Here is a 20,026-nt window from a genome sequence, read left to right on the forward strand (position 1 = left end):
GTTTCCGCCTGGCCGAGGCGCTTGCCCGGTCCTGGATACATCGCGCAGAAGTTGATCACTCCATTCGGCATTCGCCCGGTTGAGGCGGATCCTCCGAGATGCCCGGTTCGTCAGCCTTCCCGAGCGAGGAAGGGAGCCGGGAATGCCGGACGAGGACGAAGTGCGCCGTGTGTCGACGAAAATGTATCGGATCGTCGGCGCGAATCCGGGCCTTCGTGGGGACACGGACGACGCTTGCCAAATGGCATGGCTGGAATTCCTGCGACGCCAGCCGACCCTTAATGATTCGCACAGTTTGGCCGGTTGGCTGGCGACCGTCGCGCGGAGGCACGCGCTCCGAGCGACGGAAAAGCGTTCGCAAGTTACTTTTGTCGACGATGCGGAACTGGAGACGCATGAATCGGCGGAGTCTCCCGAGCGGGAGACATTGGCCAGCGAATTGGCGGTCGCGTTGTGGCGAGCGGTCGAGAGGTTCCCGGAACGCCACCGGCGGATGATGTTTCTGCTGGCGTATTACCCGGAGCTTCGGCACGACCAGTTGGCCGCGGAGCTGGGCATCGCGACGTCGAGCGTGAGCCGGATCCGGCAACGCTGCCTGAGGACCCTTCGGCGACGACTGGAGTCGCAGGGCTTCAGTTATCCATGACCGGACGGCGAGCCAAAACCGCCGGTCGAGGCCGCGAAACACGGTACGATCCCGACCGTCGTCCAGACGGTGATCAGGGGGGTCGCGGTGAGCGGTATCAAGGTGCTGGTGGCGGGGGCGAGCATCGCGGGGCCCGCGCTGGCCCACTGGTTGCGCCGGCGGGGAGCCGAGGTGACCGTGGTGGAGCGGGCTCCCGAGTTGCGTCCCGGCGGGCAGGCGGTGGACGCGCGCGGGGTGGCCAAGGACGTCATCGCGCGCATGGGGCTGGACGCGGCGGTGCGCGCGGCGTGCACCGACACCGCCGGCGCGTACACCGTCGACGCGAACGGGCAAGTGCTGGAGACCTTCCGCGCCGACGACGACGGCGGCGACGGGTTCATCGCGGACATCGAGATCCTGCGCGGAGACCTGTCCCGGGTGCTCTACGACGACACCCGCGAGGGCGTCGAATACCTCTTCGGCGACCGGATCGCCGAACTCGCCCAGGACGCCGACGGGGTCGACGTGGTCTTCGCGGGCGGCGACCGGCGGCGTTTCGACCTGGTGGTCGGGGCCGACGGGCTGCACTCGTCGTTGCGGTCGATGGTTTTCGGGCCGCACGAGCGGTATCTCCATCACCTCGGGCATGTGCTGGCCTTTTACAGCGTGCCCAACGAGTTCGGGCTGGACCGTTGGCTGTTCGAATATCAGGATCAGGAGTCCGGACGCACCGCTCTCCTGCGCCCCATCCAGGACGCCACCCGTGCGATGGCGATGTTCTACTTCGCCGCGGCTGATTTCGATGTCGACTACCGAGACATCGCCGCCCAGAAGGTTCTGCTGCGGGAACGGATGTCCGGCTTCGGCTGGCGGGCTCCGGACATCCTCGCGCACCTGGACGACACCCCGGACTTCTACCTCGACCAGGTCGCCCAGGTGGTGATGGACCGCTGGTCGAACGGACGGGTCGGGCTGCTCGGGGACGCGGCGTTCAGCTCGTCGCCGATGTCCGGGCAGGGCACCGGGCTGGCCCTGGTCGGCGCCTACCTGCTGGCCGGTGAACTGGCCGCCGCCGGATGGGACGCCGACGCCGGGTTCGCCCGCTACGAGGCGCGGATGCGCTCGTTCGTCGAAGCCAACCAGGAAATCGGCCGGCTGAACGCCCGCAGTCGCGAGGTCCCTGGGCCGGACGCCGAGCCGAGTCCCGATTTCGCCAGCGAATGGTTCATGGAGCTGGTCGGGCGCGCGATCAACGGCGTCGAACTGCCCGACTACGCGGGGGTTCCGGACTCCGGACCCTCGATCGCCTCCTCGGCCAAGCCGTAGGGGCTCAGCCGTTCACTGACCGAAGCGTCCGCATCGCCTCCGCCAACCCGGCGGCATCCGGGCCCAGCGGGGTAAGCACGATCCGGCGCAGGATCTCCGCGCAAGCTGCCCTCGCCTTGACCGCCACCTCGAGCCCATGCTCGGTCAGCGCGGCGAACGTCACCCGGCGGTCCTCTGGGCTGGGTATCCGGCAGATCAGGTCGGCGGCGACCAATCGGTCGGCCACCTTCGTGAAACCCCCGCTGGAAAGGGCGGCTTCGGTGGCGAGGCGGGTCATCGGCATCCGGTGTTCCGGGGACCGCACCAGGCGCAGCAGGATGTCGAACGACGCGGGGGCCAGGCCGAATCGCTCGGCGATCTCGCCCATCAGCGCGTTCTGCGTGGCCAGATAGCCCTCGATCACGAGGCCCCACCACGTCACGATCTCGTCGTCGTCCGTCTGCGGATCCGGGGTCATCCGGCGGAGTCTACCCGGAATAACTCTCGCGCGCGAGAAGTTACCTGGACAATGAAGGGAGCGGCGCATACTCCTGGAAGCGAAGCCGCCGAACGAGGAGCGACGATGATCCACCAGTACACCGAGGGCGATCCCGATCTCCCGGTGCTTCTTCTCCTGCACGGAACCGGCGGCGGCCCGGACGATCTGCTCGGGTTGGCGAACGAGCTGAGTCCGGGTTCGGGGACGCTCGCGCCGACCGGGCCGGTGTCGGAAAACGGTGCGGCGCGGTGGTTTCGGCGGCTGTCCGAGGGCGTATTCGACCACAAAGACGTGCGCGCACGGGCGGACGAGCTGGCGGATTTCCTCAACACAGCACGCGAAAAGCACGGGTTTAGCAGGGTGGTAGCGGTCGGGTTTTCCAACGGTGCCAACATCGCGGCCGCGGTAGCGCTCACGCGGCCGGATGCGCTCAAGGAAGCCATTCTGTTCTCCTCGATGTCCCCGTTGCCGGAACCGCCGCGGCTCGATCTCACCGGCACTCGCGTGTTCCTTTCCAACGGTGAGCAGGACCCGATGGCTCCGCTGCCCGCCAACGACGAACTCGTGCGGCAGCTTCGCGAACGGCACGCCGAAGTGGCGACGCACCGCTGGCCGGGAGGGCATCAAGTGACCGTCGACGGAATAAGCGCGGCCAGGGCTTGGCTCGCTAGGGTCGAGGCATGACCGAGCTGACTCGCGCGCAAGACCTGCTCGCCTCCACGATCCTCGCCGACGGACACAACGACCTGCCCTGGGCGCTTCGCGCCAAGGCCGGCCCGAACCCGGTCGAAGCGGTCGCCGGAGTGGACCTGACGGTGGGCCAGCCGACGCTGCACACCGACTTTCCCAAACTCGCCGAAGGCAAGCTGGGTCTGCAGTTCTGGTCGGTGTACGTCCCGTGCGAGTTCAAGGGCGACAGCGCGGTCACCGCGGTCCTCGAACAGATCGAGGTGGTTTACCAGCTGGCCGAGCGCTACCCCGAGCGGCTGCGGCTGGTGACGACGGCCGACGAGGCCGAGGCGGCGTTCGCGGACGGGCGGATCGCGTCGCTGCTCGGCGCCGAAGGCGGGCACAGCATCGCGGAATCTCTCGGGGTGCTGAGGGTTCTGCGTCGGCTCGGCGTCCGGTACATGACGCTGACGCACAACTTCAACACCACCTGGGCGGACTCCGGAACGGACAAGCCCGAGCACGACGGGCTCACCGAGTTCGGCCGCGAGGTCGTGCGCGAGATGAACCGGATCGGCATGCTCGTGGATCTTTCTCACGTCGCGCCGAGCACCATGCGCGCCGCGATCGAGGTGTCCAGCGCGCCGGTGATCTTCAGCCACTCGTCGTGCCGCGCGGTCAACGACCACCCGCGCAACATCCCCGACGACGTGCTCGCCCAGCTTCCCGGCAACGGCGGCGTCGCGATGATCACCTTCGTGCCCGCCTTCATCTCCGCCGCGGTCACCGAGTGGGACAACCAGCTCCGGGACGCGATGACGGCCGCCGGACAGGAGTTCCTCGACCTCGGCCAGCGCGGCCGGTTCGCCGAGACCTGGGACGCGCCGCCCAAGCCGAAGTCGACGATCGAGGACGTCGTCGCGCACCTCGAGCACGCGCGCGAGGTCGCCGGGATCGACCACATCGGGCTCGGCGGCGACTACGACGGAGTCGGCGAGCTGCCGGAAGGCCTCGAGGACGTGTCGAAGTACCCGGTGCTCATCGCCGCGCTGATGGAACGCGGCTGGAGCGACGAGGACTGCGCGAAACTCGCCGGCCGCAACACGCTGCGGGTGCTGCGCGACGTCGACGCGAAGCTCTGAATTAGCGCATCACGGCGAGTGGGCGGACAATCACGATATGTCCCACGCGCGAAACGACGGTCCCGAAGGGGCCGCGAAATCGGAAATTCCCGAGGCGCCGGGCACCGAGGTGCCCGGCGCGCTCGACCCCGCCGCCCCGGGCACCGCTCCGGGAGCCGAACCCGGACCGCGACCGCCCGCCGCGAAACCCGCGAGCCGCCCCGGCAAGGGCAAGGTCAAGTCGACCCGCATCAGCGGCACCTGGATCGCCGTCATCGTGGCGATCATCCTGCTGGTGTTCCTGCTGGTGTTCATCCTGCAGAACCTGGACACGGCGACCGTCCACTTCCTGGGCGTGTCCGGCAGCATGCCGCTCGCGGTGGCGATGCTGTTCGCCGCCATCGCGGGCGCGGCGCTGGTCGCGCTGATCGGCGGGGCGCGGATTCTCCAGCTGCGGAAGCAGGCTCGGCGGCGTAGGTGAGTCTCGTGAGTGTTTATCCCGGTTCTAACCGGGATAAACACTCACGACCTCTCAGCCCCAGCAGGACCTCGCACACCGCCGGATCCCCGCTGAGCCGCACCCGCGTGCTCACTTCCGCTGCGGGCAAGGTCCCGCTGCATAACCGCCAGAACGAGTCCGCGTCAGTCGCCAGCGAAGCGAGCGGAGACCGCGACGTCGCCGCAGCCCGGTCGATCGTCCAGCCCACCGCAGTAGCGTGGACGGTCCACCGCCCAGCCCCCTCCACCGAAAACGCCACCTGACGTCCGGCCCGCGCGGTCACCGTGCGCAACGTCTGCGGCAGCGAACGCAGAAACGTGTCCACCACCGGCGTCCGGAATTCCGGCTCGTCGAGCAGCGGAGCCTCGACCGCCTCCCGGATCTGCTGCTGATGCACCCACTGCTCCGCGTAATCACGAGCGACCGTCAGCCACAACGGCGCCGCGGCCGGTTCGTCCAGGTCCCGGTGCTTCCACAGTTCGGTCAGCTGCGTCGTGCTGTCCACGAACATCGCGAACAGCACCTCCGGCGACAGCTGCCGGCAGGCGGAAACCCAAGACGTCCCGTCCGCGAAGTGCCCGTCCCGGTCCCGCGACAGCCGCGTGAGCTTCAAACCGAGGATGTGCGCGGTGAGGTCGTGCACCGTCCATTCGCCCAGCGCGGGCAAAGCCCACTCCGGCGTCCGGAGGTCGGAGAGAACTCCGATCAGCGCCTGTTCCTCGCGGACGAGCAGCGGCAGCACGTCGATCGGCGGTCCCCACGGCGCGGTCATGCGCGTCATCCAACACCCACCAGCCCGGCATCACAGGGCCATCCGGCCTACTCGCAGGTAGCATCAGCGCGAACAGTGAGGGGAGCAGCCCGTGGACTACCAGCGACCGAACGGCCGGGGCACCGCCGAGGACGTGGCCAACCTGGCCCGCCGGGCCGGTCAGCTCGCCGGATGGGCGGCGCGCACCGGCTTCGACCTGACCCGCAAACTCCCCGGGATCGACACCGCCGACCGCGGCCTCAAACAGGTCGAACGCGGGCTGCTGAGCGAACTGCGCCGCCGCCTCGACGAGGTCGACGACCCCTACCACGCGGCGCTGACCGCGGCGTCCGCGATGAACCGCCCCGACATCGGCAGCCGCGCCGTCGAAACGACCGTCACGCTGGTGCCCGCCCGCGACCACGTCGAACCGCTGCGCGCGGCGATGGCCGAACTGCTCAACCACTCCATCGGCTTCGGCCGCGAGCGCGCCCGCGAGTACCTGTACGCGATCATCCTTCGCCAGCTCACGCCTGACGAGGCGCGCATCCTCTCCGCGCTGTCGGACGGTTCGCCGTTCCCCTCGATCGACGTCGCCGAGCGCAGCGCCATGGGCGGCACCGGCCGGATCATGCTGCGCAACGCCTCGACGGTCGGCAAGGCGGCCGGGGTTTCGCTGCCGGACCAGGTGCCCGGCTACGTGACCCGGCTGATCGGCCTCGGCCTGGTCGAACTGGACGAGGAGGTGCCCTCGCTCGAGACGCAGTACGAGATCCTGCTGACCGACGAGTCGGTCCGCGAGGTGGAGAAGCAGGTGAAGCGGATCAAGATCATCCGCCGCACCATCCACGTCTCGCGGCTCGGCGCGCAGTTCTGGCAGGCCTGCGACCCGAGCCTGGGCTGAACCCGATGGGCGAGTTCGTCTCGAAGGTCCTCGACGACTTCGTCCGGCACTGGCCGCTGTATGTCTCCATCCCGATCGTCGCCGCGCTGATCGGGTACGGCACGAAGCTGGTCGCGATCCGGATGATGTTCCAGCCGGTCGAGTTCATCGGCGTCAAACCGTTCCTGGGCTGGCAGGGCATCGTGCCCAAACGGGCCGCGCGGATGGCGAGCATCGCCTGCGACACGATGACCGAGCAGCTGATCAAACCGGCCGAGGTCGTCGCCCGGCTCGACGCGGACCGGATCGCCAAGGAAATCGAGAAACCGCTGCTGGCGGCGGTCGAGGACATCGTGCGCGAGGTGGCTGGGCACTACCAGCCGGGCCTGTGGGAATCGCTGCCGGTCGGCGTGCAGCGGCTGGTGATCCAGCGCGTGCAGGCCGAATCGCCGCACATGGTCAAGGCCGTGCTCGAACTCATCCAGTCCGATGTGGACAGTGTGTTCGACCTCAAGGGCATGGTGGTGACCAGCCTCGTCAAGGACAAACGGCTGCTCAACCGGATCTTCCAGGAAGCCGGCGCGGAGGAGTTCAAGTTCATCGCGCGCTCCGGGCTCGTGTTCGGCGGCCTGATCGGCGTGATCCAGATGATCGCGTGGGTGCTGTTCAAATTCCCGCCGATCATGCCGTTGTTCGGCCTCTTCACCGGCTGGTTCACCGACTGGCTCGCGCTGCGGATGATTTTTTACCCGCTGGAGCCGAAGAAATACTTCGGCGTCACCTGGCAGGGCTTGTTCCTCAAACGGCGCGCGGAAGTCGCCGAGGCCTACGGCGAGTTGATCGCGAAGGAAATCATCACCCCGCACAACGTCATCGAGGCGGTGCTGCAGGGCCCGCTTTCCGACCGCGTGCTCGCGCTCATCCAGCGGCAGCTCGACCGCGAGCTGGGCCGGGCGGCGAACGTGGCGAAACCGTTGCTGGTCTTCGCCATCGGCAGCCGCCGCTATCAGGACATGAAGCTCGCCATCTCGGAGCAGATCATGACCCGGCTGCCGGACACCATGCGCTACATCGAGGATTACGCCACCGACGCGATGGACATCCGGAACGTCCTGGTCGGCAAGATGAAGGAATTGTCGCCCGAGGAGTTCGAGCAGCTGCTGCGCCCGGCTTTCCAGCAGGACGAATGGATTCTCATCGCGACGGGGGCGGTGCTGGGGTTCGCGGTGGGGGAGGCGCAGGTGCTGGTGCTGGAGCATCTAGCGTCGTGAGTGGCAATCCCGGTTCTAACCGGGATTGCCACTCACGAGCTTGGGCCTTGTGGAGGAGCGGGCCGGGCCGGGAGACTGACCCTCATGGGTGAGACGGCGGTGCCGTGGCCGCAGGAAATCCGGATCGCGATGGCCATGGTGGGGGGATCCAGCCTGGCAGTGTGGATGGGGGGAGTCGCTACCGAAACGTCGGCGTTGCTGCACGCTTCGCGCACGCCGAACGAGAGTAACGGCTACCGGAAACTTCTCGACCTTTTGCACGCTTCGGTGCGCCTCGACGTGCTCACCGGCACGAGTGCGGGCGGCATCAACGCCGCGTGCCTCGGTTTGGCGGAGGCGTACCGGTCGACACCGGCGATCTTGCGCGACACCTGGTTCTCCGCCGGGTCGCTGGAAAACCTGATCCGCGACCCCGGCGAGACGCGGCCGCGTTCGGTGCTGAACGGCGACAAGGTGCTGTTGGGCGGTCTGGTCCAGGCGATGCACGACATCACCGGGTCGGGCGTCGTGCCGACCGAGCCGCCAGACGTGACCGTGCTGCTCACCGGGACCATGATCGACGGCGAGACCACGCAATACGACGACGCGCTCGGAAATCGGGTGCGGGACACCGAACATCGCATGCTCTTCCGCTTCGACGGTCCATTGTGGAATAACCAGGTGCACGCCCCGCTCGCGCTCGCCGCGCGGTCGAGCGCGTCCTTCCCGGGTGCCTTCGAGCTGTCGCGAATGCCGATCGGCCCCGAGGCGGCGGACCGGCTGCATCCGGACATGACCGACTACACCGAGCTGGTGCGTTCGCATTGGCTCGCCGACGGCGGCGTGCTGGTGAACAAACCGCTGCGGCCGGCGCTGCGGGAGATCTTCGAACGCTCGTCCTCGACGGATGTGCGGCGGCTGCTGCTGTACGTCGTCCCGACTGTCAACGGGGAAGCCAAGCCGGTGGCGTGCGACCCGGCCGATCCGCCGATGCTCGGCACCGCGCTGGCGAAGGTCGCTTCGACGATCATGAGTCAGACGATCAGCGTCGAGCTGGAGGAATTGAGCCGGCACAACTCCGCTGTCACGCGCACCCGGGACACACGGGTCGCGCTCGCGTCGCTCGGCCTGCGCGGCGGACAGCTGGTGGACGACCGGGTGCACCGGGCGTACCTCGACCGCCGGGTCGCGCTCGACGCGGCCGACCTGGTGCGCGCGGTCACCCGCCGCTACGAACTGTCCGATGAGGACAGTGGGTGGGCGGCCGGGAGTTCGGCGCTGCTGCAGGACATCGCTGCGGACGGACTGCGTCGCGGCATCCCGGAGACACTGCCCGGCGAGTCGGTCACGGTCGGCGAGATGGTCCGTTACCGCACCTCGACGCTGGAGGACGCGGTCGCCACCGGAATCCAGCTGATCAACGCGGGTTTCCGGATGGGCCCGGATCTCGAGCAGGCGACGCAGCTCAACGAGGCCCGCGCGAAGATGCACGCCGCCCGCCGGAGCGCGGCTCGCGAGGCCCGGCTGCCCGCGTGGGTGGCCCGGCACGAACCGCCGCGGCCAGGCACGACGATGCCGGACTGGATCGGCCAGCTCGCCAACGAATGGGCCGACCTCGGGGCGTCGGACGCGGTACGCGAGGCGTGGCCGGAGCTGACCGCCGCGCTGCGGTCGGCGGCTCCGGTGCTGCAAGCGTTGTCGAGCAAGGAAAACCAGTGGTCGGCGGACGCGGCCGACACGGTGACGACGCTGCTGGACTGGTTCGGCCTGGACAACGCGGACGTCGCGGACGGCTTCGTGATGGCGCGTTTCCTGTTGCTGCACCTGGCAACGCGTGGCCTCCTGGCCGAGGCTCCGGCGGTGGACCAGCGCGTCGACCTGGTGCAGATGAGCGCGGACAGCCGCACTCTGCTGGATCTGGCTCGCCCCCGCGGCCGGGACAAGCTGACCGGCACCCAGGCGAACAACTTCGGCGCGTTCTACAAGGCTTCCTGGCGCGCGAACGACTGGATGTGGGGCCGGATCGACGCCGCGGGCTGGCTGACGCAGTGCCTGCTCGACCCGAAACGCCTGCGGGTGCTGCGCGACATCGTAGGCCCCGAGGAATTCCGGGAGCAGGTAAGGACAACGTTCCGCGCCATCGGCTGGGAGCCGCCTTCCCCCGCGGACAACGGGATGCCCTCGGACCTGCCCGGGTTGCTCGCGCAATTGGGCGACGAACTCGCTTTCCTTGGCCTGGACGCGAATCTGTCGCCGGTCGGCTTCGGGAAAGAACTGCCGACCAGTCTTCCGGTGACGTCGATGGTGCTGGCGAAGTCGCGGCAATTGGCCATCGCGCGGGAGGAATTGCCGGTTCTCGCGCGCCAGGCCGAGGCGGATGCGAAGGAGGGCAACGGAAAGGCGTCGGAGAGTTTCCGGAAGCTGATGGTTTCCCGGCCGCTCGAACAAGAAGCCCAAAAAACCGCTGCCCAGCCGGAAAACTCCGGTCAGCAGGACGCGGCTCAGCGCGCTTTCCAGGCCTGCCAAGTCTCCGCCGAACGCTTCGAGGGCGAACTCGGCAGCACTCTGCTCGCCAAAACCATTGTCAAAGCCGGGGCCGCCGGGCTCAACGCCGCGTCCACCGCCACCCGGGTCCCGAAAACTCTCCAGCCGCTGGCGAAGTTCGCACAGCTCAGCAGCCGCAGTTCGTGGTGGGTCACGCAGGGCGCGACGCGGCTGGGCCGTCCCTGGAACCTGCTCGCCGCCGCCATCACCGCGATCGCCGGGTTCGTGCTCAGCGGCGAGGGCGGATCCGTCCTGCAATGGCTCGGCCTGCCGGTAGCCGGCGGTGCGCTCGTGTTCCTCGTGGTGAGCCTGCTGACGTTGAGGCGCACGTGGCGAATGGTGCTCACCGTGCTGGGCGTGCTGGTGATAGCGGCGTTGCTGTTCGCGGCTTTCCTGCCGCCGATCGCGCAGCCGTTGTTCGGCTGGCTCGGTACCGTTGTGGACGGATGGCGCCGCGGGCAGGCTCCGCTGTGGTGGCTCGCCGTCGTCGCGCTGCTCTTGCTGCCCGCGGTCTGGACGCCGCTGTCCGGGCTCGGACGGCGCGGCCGCGAGAAGCGGCGGCGGTCGCCTGCGGACAGTCCGCACTCCAGCAGGTAGAACGCGATTTTCGGCGCTGGAGTTGCGCCGGGGCCCGCGAAGGCCCATGGTCGGGAGTCACAGGTCGCATACCGGAGGTGTGCGGCCCAGAGGCACGGCGTGCCCAGAACTCAGCCTGGCTAAACATGTTTGTGGCACTCCTCACCGGGGTATCCGCGTCCTCCCTGGTGAGGGCGGTGGGCGTGGCATGGATCGCTGGCGGCGCGAAAATTCTCTGTTACGTTTCCAAAGTATGTCCGGAAAGCACTTGATCGAATCCCCGACCAAGGCCGATGGTGCCGCGCTTTGGCGAATCGCGCGCGATTCGCAGAAGCTTGATCTCAACTCGCCGTATGCGTACCTGTTGTGGTGCAAGGATTTCGCGGAGACCTCGGTCGTCGCCCGCGTCGACGGTGAGCCAGTCGGATTCGTGATCGCTTACCGAAGGCCGTCCGCACCGGACGTCGCGCTCGTGTGGCAGGTCGCCGTCGACGCTTCGCAACGCGGAAAAGGCCTGGCCGGGCAGTTGCTGGACAGCCTGTACACGCGTCTGGTCGGCGAGGGCGTGCGGTACCTGGAAACCACGATCACTCCGGACAACCAGGCGTCGATCCGGCTCTTCGAGTCGTTCGCGAAGCGCTGGGACGCGGATCTGGAACACCGCCGGTTGTTCGAAGTCGCTGATTTTCCGCAGGGGGAGGCGCACGAACCCGAGGATCTTTACCGCATCGGGCCGTTGCGCCGGTAATAACCCGTCAATTTCGCCGAGTAGGAGCGAAAGAAATCGTCATGAGCATCTTCGAAGAGCTCGAATCAGAAGTCCGCAGTTACAGCCGGGGATGGCCGGTCGTCTTCGACCGGGCGCAGGGCAGCAGGCTCTACAGCGAGGACGGCAAGGCCTACCTCGACTTCTTCGCCGGTGCTGGCGCGCTGAACTACGGGCACAACAACCCGCACCTCAAGAAGGCGCTCGTCGACTACATCCAGCGCGACGGCGTCACGCACGCGCTCGACATGTACACCGTCGCGAAGCGGGACTTCCTGGAAACCTTCAAGGAGAAGATCCTCGCGCCGCGCGAACTGGACTACAAGATCGTCTTCCCCGGCCCCGGCGGCGCGAACGCCGTGGAGGCCGCGCTGAAGCTGGCGCGCAAGGTGACCGGCAAGGAATCGGTCATCAACTTCACCAACGCGTTCCACGGCATGACGCTCGGCGCGCTGTCGGTCACCGGCAACTCGATGAAGCGCGGCGCCGCGGGCATCCCGCTGGTGCACGCCACGCCGATGCCGTATGACAAGTACTTCGACGGCGCGATGCCGGACTTCATGTACTTCGAGAAGCTGCTCGAAGACTCCGGCAGCGGCCTGAACGAGCCCGCCGCGGTGATCGTGGAGGGCGTGCAGGGCGAGGGCGGCATCAACGCCGCGCGCCTGGAATGGCTCAAGGGCCTCGACGACCTGTGCAAGCGGCACAACATCCTGCTCATCCTCGACGACGTGCAGATGGGCTGCGGCCGCACCGGCCCGTTCTTCAGCTTCGAGGACGCCGGCATCTCGCCGGACATCGTCTGCCTGTCGAAGTCGATCGGCGGCTACGGCCTCCCGATGGCGCTCACGCTGATCAAGCCGGAGCTGGACGTCTGGGAGCCGGGCGAGCACAACGGCACCTTCCGCGGCATCAGCCCGGCGTTCGTCACCGCGACCGAGGCGCTGCGCGTCTACTGGAGCGACGACGAACTGGAGAAGTCCACCAAGGCCAAGGGCGAGCGCATCGCGAGCACCTTCAAGGACCTCGTGGAGACCTATCCGGAGGCGAACCTCGTCGCGAAGGGCCGCGGTCTGGCGCGCGGTCTCGAATTCGCGAACGGCGAGCTGGCCGGCGCGGTCTGCAAGGAGGCCTTCGAGCGCGGCCTGCTGATGGAGACCTCCGGTCCGGACGGCGAAGTGATGAAACTGCTGCCGCCGCTTACCCTCACCGACGACGAACTGAGCGAAGGCCTCGCGATCATCACCGAGTCCGTCGCCGCCGTTCTGAAGTAACCGCCCCGAAGAACAAGAAGGAGCCCTTCACTTGCTGGTCCGCACCCTCGACGAGATCACCGACACCGACGCTGACATCAAGACCCCGAACTGGCGAAGCAAGCGCATCATCCTCGCGAAGGAGGGCGTCGGCTTCTCGGTGCACGAGACGACGCTGTACGCGGGCACGGTGAACGACTTCTGGTACGCCAACCACATCGAGGCCGTTTTCATCACTTCCGGTGAAGGCGAGATCGAGGACCTCGCCACCGGTGAGGTGCACCCGCTCAAGCCGGGCACGCTGTACCTGCTGAACGACCACGACAAGCACCAGGTCCGGCCGAAGACCGAGATCAAGTGCGTCTGCGTGTTCAACCCGCCGGTCACCGGCCGCGAGGTGCACGACGAGAACGGGGTCTACCCGCTCGTCACCGAAGACTCCTGACGCTGAGCTGCTCCCACCACCACCCCGAGAAAGAAGAAACGCCAGAAGAACTGGAGGCGAGCCACTGTGACGATCATGGACACCCGGGTCGAAGACGGTTACCCGACCCGGATCACCGGTACGCCGGAGCACCTTCCGCGCGTGCACCCCACGGTGTGGGGTACCGAGGCTGACGGCCCGATCGACGCCGCGACCCTGGCGAATCACGACGCCAAGGGCTACACGGTCGTGGACGGACTGCTCTCGCCCGGTGAGGTCCAGACGTACTGGCAGGAGGTCGTCCGGCTGTCGTCGGACGAGAAGCTGCGCGACGACGAACGCGTCATCACCGAGGCGCGGACCGGCGAGGTCCGGTCGATCTTCGACGTGCACGAGATCTCCGGCCTGATCGCCGAGCTGGTGCGCGATCCCCGGGTGCTCGACCGGGCGCGGCAGATCCTCGGCTCCGAGGTCTACATCCACCAGAGCCGGATCAACTACATGCCGGGCTTCAAGGGCACCGGCTTCTACTGGCATTCCGATTTCGAGACCTGGCACGCGGAGGACGGCATGCCGTCGCCGCGCGCGGTGAGCTGCTCGATCGCGCTCACCGACAACTACCCGTACAACGGCGGGCTCATGGTCATGCCGGGCTCGCAGCGCACGTTCGTGCAGTGCGTCGGCGAGACCCCGGACCGCAACTACAAGAGTTCGCTCAAGGACCAGCGGGTGGGCGTGCCGTCGCCGGACGACATCACCAAGCTCGCCGCCGACTGCGGCATCGACCAGTTCACCGGTTCGGCCGGTTCGGCGCTGTGGTTCGACTCGAACATCATGCACGGGTCGTCGAACAACATCACGCCGTATCCGCGCTCGAACATCTTCCTGGTGTTCAACAGCGTGGAGAACGCGTTGCAGGAGCCGTTCGCCGCGGGCGAGCGGCGGCCGTCGTTCATCGCGGGCCGCAACCCCGCGCCGATCAAGCGGTGACCAGCGACACCTTCGCCAAGCGGCGGGTCGCTCGTAACGAACAATGTGCGCCCTGTTACGTTGTCGCCACCTCGCAGCTCGTCTGCGGAGGCACGGTTGTCCGCAGCGGTCCGGGTTCTTGCTCGGGGTGAGCCCCCCGAACCGCGGGCGGACGGCCGCGATGCACGGGTGGACCGCGCCCCCTGGCGGCCCGGCCGACGATCATTGAGTCCGGCCCCGCACCATCAGATCGGGACTGATGGTGCGGGGCCGGACTCGTCTGTTCAGGGGACGAATTCACGAAAGAGCGGTTTCTGCGGGCTGCCGCTGACGGTAAGTTGACCTGTCTGGCTGGGGGTGAGCCTGGGAGGTGCGCGCGAGCATGGCCGATGCCGGCGCGCGGGTCGAACTGCTCGGCCCGGTGCGGCTGCTCGACGGCAGCCGTGCGGTTCCCGTCGGCGGCCCCGGGGTGAGGGGGCTGCTGGCGCTGCTCGCGCTGCGCGTGGGCAAGGTGGTGCCGCTCGAGGAGATCATCGACGCGCTGTGGGGCCACGATCCGCCCGCCACCGCCCGCACGATCGTGCACGGCAACGTGTCGCAGCTGCGCCGCCTGCTGCGGGAGATGGCCGATCCGGTCGCCGAGATCAGCACCCGCCCGCCCGGCTACCAGCTTTCCCTCTCCCCGGACCGGATCGACGCGCATCGCGCGCGGGCGCTGCTGGACCAGGCCGCGCTGGAATCGCCGGAGAGCGCCTCGAAGCTGCTCGGCGAGGCGCTCGCGCTGTGGCAGGGCCCGACGCTGTCCGGCGTGCCCGATTCGGTACGGGCGCCCGAATTGGACGAGCTGCGGCGTGCGATCCGCTACGCCCGGGTCAACGCGGATCTCGACCTCGGCCGCTACGACGAGCTGATCGTGGAGCTGAGCCCGCTCGTCCACGCCGACCCGCTCGCCGAACGCATCGCCGGACAGCTGATGCGCGCGCTCTACCACGCCGGGCGGCGAGGGGAAGCGCTCGAGCTGTACCGCACCGTCTCGCGGGCCACGCTCGGCTCGCTCGGCGTCGAACCCGGCGTCGACCTGCGCTCGCTGCACGAGCGGGTGCTCAACGACGATCTCGCCGCGCACGAGAGCGCGGTGCCGGAGCAGGCCGTCGCGCCGTCTCAGCTGCCGCCTGCGCTGCCGACGCTGGCCGGGCGCGAGGCGGAGGTGGAGTGGCTCGACGGGCTCGCTGAACGCGGTGACAGCACCGTGATCGTGTCCGGCACCGCCGGGGTCGGCAAGAGCGCGCTGGTCATCTGGTGGGCGCACCGCGCGGCCCGGTTGTTTCCCGACGGCGTGCTGTACGCGGCGCTGCAAGGATTCGACCCGCACCACGCGCCGCTGGAACCGGGCGACCTGCTGTCGCAATTCCTGCTCGGCCTCGGCGTGCCGGCCGACGAGGTGCCGGAGCGCATGCACGAACGCGTCGCGCTGTACCGCTCGCTGATCGCCGGACGGCGGATGCTCGTGCTGCTCGACGACGCGCGTTCGGCCGAACAGGTGCGTCCGTTGCTGCCTCCGGGCGCACGGTCGATGACGGTCGTGACCAGCCGGTCGCGGCTGGAGGCACTGGCGGTGTCCCACGCGGCGAGGCTGCGCGTGCTCGGCACGCTTGCGCCGGAAGCCGCGGTGAGTGTCATCGAGGAATTGGCCGGACCCGCGGACTTCGACCTCAACCACGCGCTGGCCCGGCTGTGCGGCTACCTGCCGCTCGCGCTGCGGATCGCCGGGGCCCGGCTCGCCGCTAGTCCACAGTGGACACTCAAAGATCTTGTCGGCGAGCTGGGTAACGAACGCACCCGGCTGGCCGGACTCGACGTGACCGGAGCCGACGACGGCGTGCGGGCCGCGTTCGACGTCTCGTTCCGCGGCCTGCCCGACAGCCTCGCCCGGACGCTGCTGCGGCTCGGCGCGGTGCCCGCTCGGCACACCGGACCGCACCTGACGGCGGCCATCGCGGAGATCCCGGTGGCGCAGGCCCGCCGCGAACTCCGCACTCTCGCCGCGCACAACCTGATCGCCGAAACCTCGCGCGACGCCTTCGCCCCGCACGACCTCGTCCGGCTGTATCTGCGGGAGCTGGCGGAAACCGAACTGGACCCGGCGGAACGCGCGGCGGTGCTCGACCGGGCGATCCGCTACCACCAGGCCGCCTCGGACACCGCGCGCCGGAAGATGCTGCGGATCGTCGATCCGCTCGACCTCACCGGACTCGTGCCGCCGGACGCGCTGCCGCCGCTGGAAACCTTCGCCCAAGCCCAGGACTGGTTCGCCGCGGAATGGCCGAACCTGCTGGCCGTACTGGACGCCGCACACGCCGACGGCCGCTACGCCGACGTCTGGCGGCTCGCCCGGGTCGCGCACACCTACCGGGTCGTCTGCCCGCTGTACGAGGAATGGATCCGGCTGGTCGACCTCGGCCTGGCCGCGGCCGAGGCCGCGAACGAACCGCTCGGCCAGTGCTGGATGCTGATCTCCCGCTGCGCCATCGCGCTGACCTTCGAGCTGTCGCAGGGCAGCATCGCCGACGCCGAACGCGCGGTCGGACTGGCCTCGGGGCTCGACGGACGCTCGCTCATCGTCGCCAAGATCCACCTCGGCAGCGTGCTGACCCTGCTCGGCCGCTACGCGGAGGCGATCGAACGGCTGCTGGAGGCCGTCGCGGAGACCGAACGCACCGGCGATCTCGAACTGCGCGGCCAGGCGCTCAACAACTGCGCCGAGACGGAGAAGCGCGCCGGTCGTCCCACCGAGGCGATCACACATCAGCTGGCGTCGCTGAAGATCGACCGCGAACTTGGCGACGACAGCTATGCCGTGGTGTCGCTGAACAACCTCGCCGAGCTGCACCTGGGCATCGACGACCTGGAGGCTGCGGAACGCTACGCGCGGGAGGCGGTGTCGCTGGCCGTCGCGCGGCAGTTCGAGCTGCAGGAGGGCATCCTGCGGCTCACGCTGGCCCGAATCCTGCGCGGCCAGGAACGGCTGGACCCGGCGCGGGAGCAGTATCGGCGGGCGATCGCGTTGTACGAGCGGATGAACCCTCGGCAGGTCGAGGACTTGCGCAAGGAAGCTGCCGACCTGGAGTGAGCGGCAATGCCCGGAACTCAAGGCGGCGCCTGCGTCCCCAGGTCCGTGAGGGGAACCCTGACGGACTCAGAGTCCGTCAGGGTTCCCCTCACGGACAGCCAGCTCCCAGCACCCGCAAGGCGACGAGGCTCAAGTTCCTCGCAGGGGAGTGAGCGGGCAGTCGGCGCGCTGCGCTCTTGTACAACGTTCAGCTGTGTTTTCGCAGGTCTGCGTGGTAATAATCGCGTCCGCTTAGCGGATTCTTAGCCATCGGGCGGTCAGCGCGCGTAGGGTCGGCCGCGACGCTGGCGGAGCCCTAGGGGAGGGGCAGGCTGTGAAGCCGGCGACGGGACCGCGGCAAGCACCGCGCGGACCTGGAAGAGCCGCCAGGAGCGGTTCGGTGGCGGTTGGCCGGCCGAGATGGGGGTAGGCCGGCCGGCCGCCAGGCTCTAGTCGACGTTCGCGGTGCAGAGCGCGATCGAGCTGCCGCTGCTCTCGGCGACCTTTTTGCCGTCGACGAGGATCTGGCAGCTGATCTGGTTGGTCACGCCCGCGTTGGCGGTGTCCGCGGTGAGCGAAAGAATCGGCGTGCCGCCGTCGTAGGAGGCGTGCCCGTGCCAGTCGTCGGTGCTCGGCGGGGTGGACGCGGTGCGCTGGTCGTTCAGCGTGCCGTAGCGAACGGTCGCGCCGCCCGCTGAGGTCACCACGAAGTCGACCGAATGCTTCTCGCCCGGCTGCGGCGGGATGTGCAGGTCGCCCGCTCGCGCGGTGCCGAACATCGACGGGTACAGCGTCATCGCGCCGCACAGCAGGACAGCTAGCGCGGAAAGCGTAGTTCCGGTGAGAGCGACACCCAATCCGCGCATTGTGCCCTGGGAGGAAAGTACGATTCCCGCAATTCCGCCGATGAGCCCGAGGCCGGCGACCGGCCAGGCGAGGAAACCCCAATCCGGCAGGAAGGCGACACCGGCCGCGGCCAGTCCGAGCGTGACCCCGAGGCCGCCGGGCCAGTTCGCCTTCCTCCGGACCGGCGCTTGCTGGGGCGGGCGGGACGGCGTTTGCTGAGATGGCCGGAGCGGACCAGGGCGAGCGGTGGTCCGGCTGTGTCGTGCGGGTGCGGCCGGATACGGCTGCTCGGTCGTCATGCGTGCCTCTTCCGCTGTGTTGGCGAAGACGCTAACGCAGATGCCCGCGAAGTTGGAATAATCGTTATCGAGAGATAATGTCATTCATTTACCGCGTGCGGGCAATCGGGGTCATTTCCCGCCGGATTGCGCGAAGCGGCGCCATTTGCTGGCCGAAAAGGACTTTCCGCTGATTCCGAAGAGCGACCGCGCGCTTACCCGGCGGCCTTGACCTGGCGACGCGGTGCTGTCCGCGCGCCAATTCAGTGATCGAAAAGGTTGACTTCCGGAGTGATCTCCAGAAGTTCGTGCACCGGTCTGCCGCGCCGTCCGTCGATCGTCGTCGTGCGCACCACGCGCAACCGCGCGGTCACCGGGCGATCGAGATTTTCCTTGATCTGGTCGAGCAGATCCGGGGCGACCGCGCCCTGAATGGTTCCGCCGGATTCCCGCTCCAGATAGAAGATCCGGCGCCGGGTACGCACGCCGTCGAGGCGTCCGGTCACCGTCTCGTAGCCGACCGCCTCGCGCGATTCGCGCAGACTGCCCTGCAGCACCCGAGCCTGTTCGGTGGTCATGCTCCGGGTCACCTGCTCGCCCGCGGTGGGCGTGAGCGCCATGCCGATTCCGGCGTGCTTGCTGACCGCGTTGACGACATCGCTGACCGCGTTGCGCACGGTGTCGCGCTGGAGCAGCACCGCGTCGAGCGCGCCGTCGTCGGAACCGTTGGCGGGCAGGAAATCGCAGAGTTCTTTCACCGCGCGCTCGGACAGCGTTTCGATGCCGTCGTGGATCAACGCGTCGTCGACCGCCGGTTCCGGGAAACCGAAGAAGATCGCGTTGCCGGCCTGTCCTTTTTGGATCAACGGGGCCTTGTCGCGGTCCGCCTGCTGAACGAAGGTGACCTCATTCGACGGATTGCGGATGATGTGGCCGATCTTCGCCGTCGCGTCCTGCAGCGCCCGGCTGATGTCGGAAAAGGTGTACGCGTCGATGTGCGTTTCGCCGATCACCGACACGTGCAGCAGCGGCGCGCGGCAGGTGCGTTCGAACTTCGCGTTCGCCGCCATCGCCGAGGCCCGCGCGAGGTCGTCCAGCCACGTGCCGCCGGGAATCTCGTCGGCGATCCGCCGGAACTCGTTCCTCACCACACCATCTCCGGGATGCCTCTGCCGCCGTCGGCCCACACCGATTCCCACACGTCCTCGTCGCCGGGACGGCACAGGAAGCCGTCGAGCATGCCGCCGACCGGCTGGATCTGCTCGAGGTACATCGCGGGCTGGCCGACGATGATGCCGCGCAGGGTCAGCAGGCCGTACAGCGCGGTGCGGCCGCTGTCGTCAAGCCGCTTCAGCGCGCCCCATTCGTCCGGCAGCAGCACCACGTCGAGTCCGCGCGGCGGATGCGCCGTGCGGGTGACGAAGGCGCCGCCGAGCCAGGCCCTCCCGGACGTGATCACCCGCTGGGCGACCCCGAGGTAGCTGTTGAGCGCGCTGAAGAGGATCTCGCGCTCGTTCTGGTGCGGCGCGTCGTAGACCAGGCGTTCGTAGACGTCGGCGAGGTCGGCGTGGTGGCGGCCGGGCGGCAGCAGGTTCTGTGGCGTCCAGTGCGGAAGCGCCATCCGACCTCCTGACGTCGTCCGGGGCCCTCGGCGCCCGC

At 68.4% G+C, this 20,026-nt stretch carries 18 protein-coding genes; 13 read left to right on the forward strand and 5 right to left on the reverse strand.

From position 1 onward, the window contains the following. Positions 1–142: 142 nt before the first annotated feature. Positions 143–646: an RNA polymerase sigma factor gene (locus D0D37_RS10730; RefSeq protein WP_116200350.1), complete on the forward strand. Its 504-nt coding sequence runs from the start codon at positions 143–145 to the stop codon at positions 644–646. 87 nt (positions 647–733) lie between these two features. Then, positions 734–1,951: an FAD-dependent monooxygenase gene (locus D0D37_RS10735; protein WP_116200351.1), complete on the forward strand. Its 1,218-nt coding sequence runs from the start codon at positions 734–736 to the stop codon at positions 1,949–1,951. 4 nt (positions 1,952–1,955) lie between these two features. On the opposite strand, the gene D0D37_RS10740 is transcribed toward D0D37_RS10735, so the two are convergent. Next, positions 1,956–2,408, reverse strand: a complete 453-nt coding sequence (locus D0D37_RS10740) for a MarR family winged helix-turn-helix transcriptional regulator (RefSeq protein ID WP_116200352.1) — start codon at positions 2,406–2,408, stop codon at positions 1,956–1,958. Between the two features lie 105 nt (positions 2,409–2,513). Here D0D37_RS10740 and D0D37_RS10745 point away from each other — a divergent pair, with 105 nt between their 5' ends. Genes D0D37_RS10745 through D0D37_RS10755 form a run of 3 tightly spaced genes read left to right on the forward strand, consistent with a single transcriptional unit; the run spans position 2,514 to position 4,700 of the window. Further along, positions 2,514–3,113: an alpha/beta hydrolase gene (locus D0D37_RS10745; RefSeq protein WP_244223468.1), complete on the forward strand. Its 600-nt coding sequence runs from the start codon at positions 2,514–2,516 to the stop codon at positions 3,111–3,113. Further along, positions 3,110–4,240 carry a dipeptidase gene (locus tag D0D37_RS10750; RefSeq protein WP_116200354.1) on the forward strand — a complete coding sequence of 377 codons (1,131 nt, stop codon included), beginning with the start codon at positions 3,110–3,112 and terminating at the stop codon, positions 4,238–4,240. Before D0D37_RS10745 ends, D0D37_RS10750 begins: the two co-directional genes overlap by 4 nt. A 37-nt stretch (positions 4,241–4,277) precedes the next feature. Next, positions 4,278–4,700 carry a lipopolysaccharide assembly protein LapA domain-containing protein gene (locus D0D37_RS10755; protein WP_116200355.1) on the forward strand — a complete coding sequence of 141 codons (423 nt, stop codon included), beginning with the start codon at positions 4,278–4,280 and terminating at the stop codon, positions 4,698–4,700. 13 nt (positions 4,701–4,713) lie between these two features. On the opposite strand, the gene D0D37_RS10760 is transcribed toward D0D37_RS10755, so the two are convergent. Then, positions 4,714–5,490: a maleylpyruvate isomerase mycothiol-dependent enzyme family protein gene (locus D0D37_RS10760; RefSeq protein WP_425266919.1), complete on the reverse strand. Its 777-nt coding sequence runs from the start codon at positions 5,488–5,490 to the stop codon at positions 4,714–4,716. Positions 5,491–5,581: 91 nt separating this feature from the next. On the opposite strand from D0D37_RS10760, the gene D0D37_RS10765 reads away from it, so the two are divergent. From D0D37_RS10765 to D0D37_RS10800, 8 genes are all read left to right on the forward strand, one after another. Further along, complete coding sequence (locus tag D0D37_RS10765; RefSeq protein ID WP_116200357.1) at positions 5,582–6,373, forward strand: Abi-alpha family protein; 792 nt, start codon at positions 5,582–5,584, stop codon at positions 6,371–6,373. A gap of 5 nt (positions 6,374–6,378) precedes the next feature. After that, positions 6,379–7,623: a DUF445 domain-containing protein gene (locus tag D0D37_RS10770; protein WP_116200358.1), complete on the forward strand. Its 1,245-nt coding sequence runs from the start codon at positions 6,379–6,381 to the stop codon at positions 7,621–7,623. An 84-nt stretch (positions 7,624–7,707) separates the two neighbouring features. Then, positions 7,708–10,743, forward strand: a complete 3,036-nt coding sequence (locus D0D37_RS10775) for a patatin-like protein (protein ID WP_116200359.1) — start codon at positions 7,708–7,710, stop codon at positions 10,741–10,743. 232 nt (positions 10,744–10,975) lie between these two features. Next, a complete protein-coding gene (gene ectA, locus D0D37_RS10780; RefSeq protein WP_101437262.1) occupies positions 10,976–11,470 on the forward strand; it encodes a diaminobutyrate acetyltransferase in 495 nt (164 codons plus the stop codon). Between the two features lie 41 nt (positions 11,471–11,511). Further along, positions 11,512–12,762, forward strand: coding sequence for a diaminobutyrate--2-oxoglutarate transaminase (ectB, locus tag D0D37_RS10785; protein ID WP_116200360.1), 1,251 nt, complete (start codon positions 11,512–11,514; stop codon positions 12,760–12,762). 31 nt (positions 12,763–12,793) lie between these two features. Further along, the gene (locus D0D37_RS10790) at positions 12,794–13,186 is read left to right on the forward strand and encodes an ectoine synthase (RefSeq protein ID WP_009084077.1); all 393 of its coding nucleotides are present in this window, start codon (positions 12,794–12,796) and stop codon (positions 13,184–13,186) included. Positions 13,187–13,252: 66 nt separating this feature from the next. Then, the gene (gene thpD / locus D0D37_RS10795) at positions 13,253–14,155 is read left to right on the forward strand and encodes an ectoine hydroxylase (protein WP_116200361.1); all 903 of its coding nucleotides are present in this window, start codon (positions 13,253–13,255) and stop codon (positions 14,153–14,155) included. A gap of 361 nt (positions 14,156–14,516) precedes the next feature. Then, positions 14,517–17,264: an AfsR/SARP family transcriptional regulator gene (locus D0D37_RS10800; protein ID WP_116200362.1), complete on the forward strand. Its 2,748-nt coding sequence runs from the start codon at positions 14,517–14,519 to the stop codon at positions 17,262–17,264. A 428-nt stretch (positions 17,265–17,692) separates the two neighbouring features. Here the strand turns inward: D0D37_RS10800 and D0D37_RS10805 are convergent, their stop codons facing one another. From D0D37_RS10805 to D0D37_RS10815, 3 genes are all read right to left on the reverse strand, one after another. Beyond that, positions 17,693–18,388: a hypothetical protein gene (locus D0D37_RS10805; RefSeq protein WP_116200363.1), complete on the reverse strand. Its 696-nt coding sequence runs from the start codon at positions 18,386–18,388 to the stop codon at positions 17,693–17,695. Positions 18,389–18,630: 242 nt separating this feature from the next. Next, positions 18,631–19,515 carry a hypothetical protein gene (locus D0D37_RS10810; RefSeq protein ID WP_116200412.1) on the reverse strand — a complete coding sequence of 295 codons (885 nt, stop codon included), beginning with the start codon at positions 19,513–19,515 and terminating at the stop codon, positions 18,631–18,633. Further along, a complete protein-coding gene (locus D0D37_RS10815; protein WP_116200364.1) occupies positions 19,512–19,988 on the reverse strand; it encodes a DUF6932 family protein in 477 nt (158 codons plus the stop codon). Before D0D37_RS10815 ends, D0D37_RS10810 begins: the two co-directional genes overlap by 4 nt. Positions 19,989–20,026: the final 38 nt, after the last annotated feature.

This window comes from Amycolatopsis circi (assembly GCF_003385235.1).
Lineage (GTDB): Bacteria > Actinomycetota > Actinomycetes > Mycobacteriales > Pseudonocardiaceae > Amycolatopsis > Amycolatopsis circi.